5 protein-coding genes and 4 pseudogenes are annotated in these 6,898 nt (G+C 41.3%); 7 read left to right on the plus strand and 2 right to left on the minus strand.

Annotation, left to right across the window (positions count from 1 at the left end; all coding sequences use genetic code 11):
- Positions 1-521 precede the first annotated feature (521 nt).
- The 5 genes and pseudogenes from rnm (at position 522) to ACXAC4_RS28060 (ending at position 3,773) form a co-directional block, all read left to right on the plus strand.
- Positions 522-1,362, plus strand: a pseudogene (gene rnm, locus ACXAC4_RS28040) (RNase RNM).
- A gap of 9 nt (positions 1,363-1,371) precedes the next feature.
- A pseudogene (locus tag ACXAC4_RS28045) lies at positions 1,372-1,994 on the plus strand (L-threonylcarbamoyladenylate synthase).
- An 8-nt stretch (positions 1,995-2,002) separates the two neighbouring features.
- Positions 2,003-2,839, plus strand: a complete 837-nt coding sequence (locus ACXAC4_RS28050; protein ID WP_475168650.1) for a segregation and condensation protein A — start codon at positions 2,003-2,005, stop codon at positions 2,837-2,839.
- An 81-nt stretch (positions 2,840-2,920) separates the two neighbouring features.
- Positions 2,921-3,529, plus strand: coding sequence for a GNAT family N-acetyltransferase (locus ACXAC4_RS28055; RefSeq protein WP_475168654.1), 609 nt, complete (start codon positions 2,921-2,923; stop codon positions 3,527-3,529).
- Entirely contained in the window at positions 3,504-3,773 is a 270-nt protein-coding gene (locus ACXAC4_RS28060) for a GNAT family N-acetyltransferase (RefSeq protein ID WP_475168663.1), read from the plus strand. Before ACXAC4_RS28055 ends, ACXAC4_RS28060 begins: the two co-directional genes overlap by 26 nt.
- Before the next feature lie 164 nt (positions 3,774-3,937).
- Here ACXAC4_RS28060 and ACXAC4_RS28065 read toward each other — a convergent pair.
- Positions 3,938-5,062: pseudogene (locus tag ACXAC4_RS28065) on the minus strand (IS630 family transposase).
- Between the two features lie 513 nt (positions 5,063-5,575).
- On the opposite strand from ACXAC4_RS28065, the gene ACXAC4_RS28070 reads away from it, so the two are divergent.
- Together ACXAC4_RS28070 and ACXAC4_RS28075 are read left to right on the plus strand one after the other, a co-directional pair.
- Positions 5,576-6,127 (plus strand): cytochrome b, encoded by a 552-nt coding sequence (locus ACXAC4_RS28070; RefSeq protein ID WP_475168658.1) that lies wholly within the window; start codon positions 5,576-5,578, stop codon positions 6,125-6,127.
- Between the two features lie 5 nt (positions 6,128-6,132).
- Positions 6,133-6,273 (plus strand): annotated as a pseudogene (locus tag ACXAC4_RS28075) (YceI family protein); the annotation flags it as partial.
- Between the two features lie 107 nt (positions 6,274-6,380).
- Here ACXAC4_RS28075 and ACXAC4_RS28080 read toward each other — a convergent pair.
- Positions 6,381-6,761, minus strand: a complete 381-nt coding sequence (locus tag ACXAC4_RS28080) for a LysR substrate-binding domain-containing protein (RefSeq protein ID WP_475168661.1) — start codon at positions 6,759-6,761, stop codon at positions 6,381-6,383.
- Positions 6,762-6,898: the final 137 nt, after the last annotated feature.

A 6,898-nucleotide genomic window follows, 5' to 3' on the forward strand; every position in this document is an offset into this window, starting at 1 on the left:
TTATTCTCCCTCATTCCCAAAAACTCTTTAAAAAACAAAACCCCGCGAAGCGATGCTTGGCGGGGTTCGTATAAAGATGCCTATAAATTAGATAGACCCTTACCGTCCCGCTAAGCCAGGCGCCACCACCAATGATGTGTAAGAGTTGCTATGTAATTCATTATAAAACCTTAAAATTTAGATATAAAAAAACCCGCTACTTGAGCGGGTTTTGAAATCGTTAGACACGACAATTCGTCACCCGCTAGTTACGAGTGCCACCACCAAATTGTGATTTGAATTGTTTTGTTCATTGTTATTGCTTATTTAACGTGTCTGAAAGTGCATACAGTAAAGCGTACCTAAGCGGATACTGTCAAGCATTAATTTACATATTAATACGTGTTCGGCATTTACCCATCGCAATTGCCCATTTATGTGGGTATATATGTCTAACCTAAAAAGATAATCACGCCCTGGTAGTAAATTTTTGTTATACTCACATCATTGATTCAAGAACTTACGTAAAGCAGTCTTTCCCTTTGATAAAATACGATTTACATAGCCACACCACATACTCAGATGGTCAGCTATCAGTCGAGCAATTGTTACACCGCGCGGTTGAGAAAAACATAGATGTGTTTGCAATTACCGATCACGACACGTTAAGTGCGATAAAACCTGCTCGCCAAGTCATTGCAGATGATAATTTACCGCTTAAATTGATTGCTGGCGTTGAAGTATCAACAAAATGGGAAAGCTTTGAAATTCATATTGTTGGCTTAAATGTTGATGATGAAAATGACGCACTGTTGTCATTATTACAAGCGCAACAAGGCAAGCGTGAAGAGCGCGCTTTAGAGATAGGTCGTCGCCTTGCTAAAAATGGTTTTGAAGGCATTTACGACCAAGCAAAAACATTTGCCGAAAACGCCCAAATCACACGGGCGCATTTTGCCCGTGCACTGATTGAACGTGGTGTAGCTAAAAACTTTCCTGGGGTATTTAAGAAATACTTAGGGCGAGGAAAAACAGGTTATGTACCAAGTAGTTGGTGCGATATGCAAACTGCAATTGCTGCCATTCATCAAGCCGGTGGGGTTGCCGTTCTATGCACACCCTGGGCGTTATCAAATGTCTAACAAGTGGCTACGTAAGTTAATTATTGAGTTTAAAGACGCAGGTGGCGATGCGATGGAAGTTGCACAACCACAGCAAGCACCCAGTGAGCGCCAGTTTTTAGGTGAACTGAGTCGTGAATATGGCTTACTTGCGTCACAAGGGTCAGATTTTCATTTTCCGACCAGTTGGTTGGAGTTAGGTAAAAATTTATACTTACCAAAAGATTGCCAAGGGGTTTGGCAAGCATGGGAAGGGCAATAGGAGCGTGTAATGAGTCAGTTTTTTCATATTCATCCAGATAATCCGCAACCACGCTTAATCAGCCAAGCGGTTGATATTATTAAGCAAGGCGGTGTTATTGTATACCCAACCGATTCGGGTTACGCACTTGGCTGTAGCATTGGTAATAAGCAAGCAAAAGAGCGCATCGAACGTATTCGTGGCATTGAAAAACACCATAACTTTACTTTGGTCTGCCGCGACTTATCTGAGCTATCTACCTATGCTCGCGTTGATAATCAGTTATTCAGATTGATTAAAAATAACACCCCTGGGCCTTATACGTTCATCTTTAAAGGCACTAAAGAAGTACCAAAGCGTTTATTAAACGAAAAGAAAAAAACCATTGGTATTCGTGTTATCGAACACCCAATCACCTGTGCTTTATTGGCTGAATTAGGTGAGCCGTTAATGTCGTGCTCTTTAATTTTACCGGGTGAGCAATATACCGAGGCTGAGATCCTGATGAAATTCGCGATCGCATTGAAAAGCAAGTTGATTTAATTATTCATGGTGGTTATCTTCCTGAACAGGCAACCACAGTAATTGACTTGTCGGATGATGATATCGAAATCTTACGTGTGGGTTGTGGTGATACTAAACCATTTGAGTAGAGACTTCATTGACTAGCCCAGAGCTTGACGCGCCAGATAATTTACAAGAGCCAGTACAGCAAAAGCTGCCACTGGCTTTTTTGCATGGTAAAGCGGTGGTTGATAAACCTGAAGATTTATATATTCCCCCCGATGCATTAGGAATCATTTTAGAAACCTTTGAAGGTCCTCTCGATTTACTTCTGTACTTAATCAAAAAACATAAACTCGATGTGCTAGAGCTCTCTATTTTTAGTATTACTGAGCAATACGTGAGTTATGTTGAAATGATGAGCGAGTTTCAGCTTGAGCTGGCAGGTGAATACCTTGTGATGGCGGCGCTATTAGCACAAATTAAATCACGATTATTATTACCAAAACATGAAGAGCTTGAAGAGGAAGAAGACCCGCGAGCTGAGCTTGTCAGACGTTTACAAGAATACGAACAATTTAAAAAAGCCGCCGAAAATCTTGATGAAATCCCTCGCGAAGGCCGCGATATTTTTGTTGCCGAAGCACTGGTGCCAGAATTCAGTGAGCGTGAGGTACTGTTACCTGACGTTGACATGAAAGACTTGTTAGTTGCGCTAAGCGACGTTATGGCCCGAGCCAAAACATTTGAACACCATCATATTACCGCAGAGGCTTTATCAACCCGTGAACGGATGAGCTTAATCTTAGATAAGCTCTCAGAGGCCCAATCACAGCTGCCTTTTAGCACTCTCTTTACGGTAGAAGAGGGCAGAAGTGGTGTTGTTGTAAGCTTTATCGCCATGTTAGAGCTGGTGAAAGAAAACCTGATCAGCTGCTTTCAGGTAGATGCCAATAGCCAGATTTATGTTGGTTTGGTGGAAGAAGGCGAATAGCTGGAAGTTAATAGTTTTAAGTTTTAAGCTTTAAGTTTTAAGTTAGCTGTCAGAGTAGACTGAAAAATATAAGGAAAGCAGATGCAAAGTAAACATTTTACAATCAAAACCATGACCAAGAAGGAAGTCGAACTCATGATTGATTGGGCTGCAGCAGAAGGCTGGAATCCGGGCCTTAATGATGCAGAGTGTTATTTTGCTGCAGATCCTGAAGGATTTCTTGTCGGTTTTCTTGACGATGAACCTATTGCTACAATTTCTGCCATTAATTACCACGATGCATTTGGCTTTATTGGCTTTTACATTGTTAAACCCGGTTACCGTGGCAAAGGTTACGGAATGCAAATCTGGAATGCCGCGTTAAAGCGCCTTGAAGGGGTGAATATCGGCCTTGATGGTGTGGTGGAGCAGCAAGAGAACTACAAAAAGTCTGGTTTTAATCTGGCTTATCGCAATATCCGTTTTGCAGGAGTAGGCGGTGGTAGTTCACCGCAAAATGCAGACATTGTTGATCTTAATGCTGTGCCATTCGAAATTTTTGACGCATACGAACAGGCTTTTTTCCCAGTGAATAGAGCAAACTTTACCAAAGCCTGGTTAAGCCAACCCCAGTGCGACGCTTTGGGCGTAATGCAACAATGGGGAACTGGCAGGATACGGCGTAATTCGCAAGTGCCAGAACGGCTTTAAAGTTGGCCCCTTATTTGCCGACTCACCAGAATTGGCTGAATCTTTGTTCCTTGCTTTAAAATCTAAAGCGGGTGCCTCCGACGCTATTTTCCTTGATACACCAGAAATCAACCAAGCTGCTGTCGCTTTGGCACAGAAATACAACATGCAGGTGTCATTTGAAACCGCCAGAATGTACACCGGCGACTGTCCGAGCTTGCCATTAAACCGTATTTTCGGTGTGACTTCTTTTGAAATCGGCTGAGTTTATTGGGTTGAGTGATTAAACGGTTGTGCGTAAAACTCAAAATTTATCACGTTAAGAATTAGATGCTTTTATCAACGAGTATTCATAATATTGCTAGCACCTAGCACCTAGCACCTAGCACCTAGCACCTAGCACCTAGTACTTCATCACACAAGTTCTGACTAGTTGAGGGCACCATAAGCCCTCTGAAGTTTTTCACGAGCTAATTCAACATTAAACATCCAGTTTATACTTGTTCTTTCTTTATTCCGGCTCCATTCCCAGGCCGCGAGTTCTGTACTTTAGTTCTTCTCATACTTGCTATACGTCTATCTAAACATTGCTTATTCATATTGCCAATCTCTATCTCGACCATATTCAACCAACTTGCGTGTTTTGGTGTGTAATGTAATTCTAGTTTATTTAAGATCCGCCGTGCTTCCTGTGGAGAAAATGCTTTATACAACGCTCCTTCTGTATGAGTTGATAAGTTATCTAACACAACTTTTATTTTGTTCGCATGTGGATAATGAAGATCAAACTTAATCCCTCATACAATTAGCAAAGTCAATTTTCGTCTTTCTTTCTGTTGCTTTAACATGCCGCCACCCTCGATGGCGATCGAAGAATACAAATAAAGTTGGCCACACCTACACGTTTATATTCATAATCTAACCGCTTAGTCTGCCCCGGCTGCATTGGTTGTGCCGGTCGAGTATCATCTACAAGTTGTTTCATCGCCTCATCAAAGTTAATTATAGGGTTTAACTCGTCTGCTGGCTCAGCATACAACTCGAGCACATGTTCCATCCGCGCGATATATTCAGCATCCATTGTCGCCACACACCACATCTTTTTTTGCCATGGTTTTAGTGCATTCTCTTTATAGGCGCCTCCGTATTGTTTCATACGAGATACTATCTAAATCGGTTAACGTAACTAATCGCTCTCCAAGTAAAGATAATGTCCATCTAGCGTGACCTGTTGGTGGCTTAGTGCAAGCTGTGGCGATTAACGTTGCTTCATCTTTCGCAGAGGTTTTTCTTGCCATAGCACCACTTCGTGCACCTTCATTCATAGCTGCCGCTAGATTCTCTTCAACGAACTGGCGTTTGACTCGAAATACGGTTGAAGAACTCACTTGAACAGCTTCACATATTTGCTCTGTTGTATATCTACAACAGTCAGCTTTTAACAAAATAGCAGCCCGCTTGTACTTTCGAACATTGACCATGCCTTTTACCGGAATCGTCTACTAATTCTTGTTTTTCTTCTTCTGATAATTCAACAATATACTTTCGGTTCATAACAATATTAAGTAAGTTTATATGAGTTAAAGGATGGTTGATCAGGGTAAAAGTTCATTATGAATAAAGAGAGTCGCCACGGTTTACAGCAAAGCAAGGTCAGTACATTTAGCATTTATTTACTACTACACAAAAGTGAATGGGATTGCGCCTGCTGAAAGTGATTTTGAGCGCTACTTTGGAACCGCATCTTCAAGTGTTCATTCAATGATTTCAGTTCTTAAGAAGAAGAAATTTATAACATCAGTTACTGGAAAAAGCAGGAGTATTGAATTATTGATTGGAAAGATATCAGTTTACCTGAATTTAAGTAAGGGCAACTTATCAAAATATATGTGAAAGGGTACTAGCACCTTCTGTCTTTTTCCTTTCCACTTTCCCCTTACTACTTCCACCTTTCTCCCTTGCCTGGGTGTGCACATACGCACAGAAGCTGTTCGTTTTACGCTATTTTCATTACATCAATCCTAAGCTAAGCTGTACCTAGTTTCACGATTCTCATGGGAAATGAGTATGTTAAAGAATTCAAAGTCAAGTTATGGCTGGGTGGCCATCTTAGTGCACTGGTTAATGGCACTTGGGGTGTTTGGTTTGTTTGGCTTAGGCGTGTATATGGTTGAGCTAACCTATTACGACGCTTGGTACAAAGGCTCTTTGGACTTGCATAAAAGCGTTGGTATTACCTTAGCAGCATTATTGCTGTTTCGATTTGGTTGGCGCTTGTTAGGCACCCAGCCTGAGCCTGTTGCAGGTAGCTCAAAAGCAATGAATCTAGTTGCTCACTCAGTTCATAAACTAATTTATTTAGCTTTAATCGTCATTGTGACATCTGGCTATTTAATTTCTACGGCTGATGGCCGTGCAATTGAAGTATTTAATTTATTTGCTGTGCCGGCATTACCAGAGTCGGTCGCGAACCAAGAAGATATTGCAGGTAAAATTCACTTTTATGCCGCGTATGGGCTAATAGCTGTGGTTGTTTTACATGCTTTAGGGGCACTAAAACATCATTTTATCGATAAAGATAAAACCTTAATTAGAAGTGATCAAACCATTGAAGGATGATTAACATGAAAAAATTACTATTAGGCACAGCACTAAGTGCTGCACTTTTCTCAACAGCTAACGCAAATGCAGCTGACTACGTTATTGATACAGACGGTGCGCACGCATTTGTAACTTTTAAAATTAAGCACTTAGGTTACAGCTGGTAGGTGCTGGAAGTTAGAAGCCACAAGGATCGGTTAACCTTAGCAATACGTAACTGAACGAAGGCACACAACGTATTGCTAAGGTTAACGACGGTTAGATTCACCTCTTACACAGCACCCGATATTTCAGGTAGCAGTGCGGCTTGCTTTCCTTCAGTACTTTGGAAAATAACTTGTCGATAAAGCGCAAGTGATGATCTCGATACACTCTTTAACTTGCTTAATGGGTGGCTTTTATGTGCCACGACTGAAAAAGGCAAATGACCCAATAAGCCAAGTTCGACTCCTGTTGGCATACTGCCGTCAATTAACATCAGCCCAAAGTGTGTTTTTCCTGACTTCACGAGTTCTGGAATATCACAGCTTTTAGCAACATTGAGGGTAATATCAGTATCTGGAAAATGAGCACTGAATTTATCTATCAGCCTATAAAGATCAGTAAATAGTAAAGATGGATCAACGGCTATCTGAATAGAGGTCTCATTCATCAATTCCAGTGAGCGCGCGGCAGACTCAAACTCTTGTGTTTGTTGTAGAACGGCTTTTGCATGAGCTAAGAGTCTCTCACCTTCTTTGGTTAGACTCAGGTGCTGTGTAAGAGGTGAATCTAACCGTCGTTAACCTT

This window comes from Pseudoalteromonas sp. AWM4_233 (assembly GCF_056158285.1).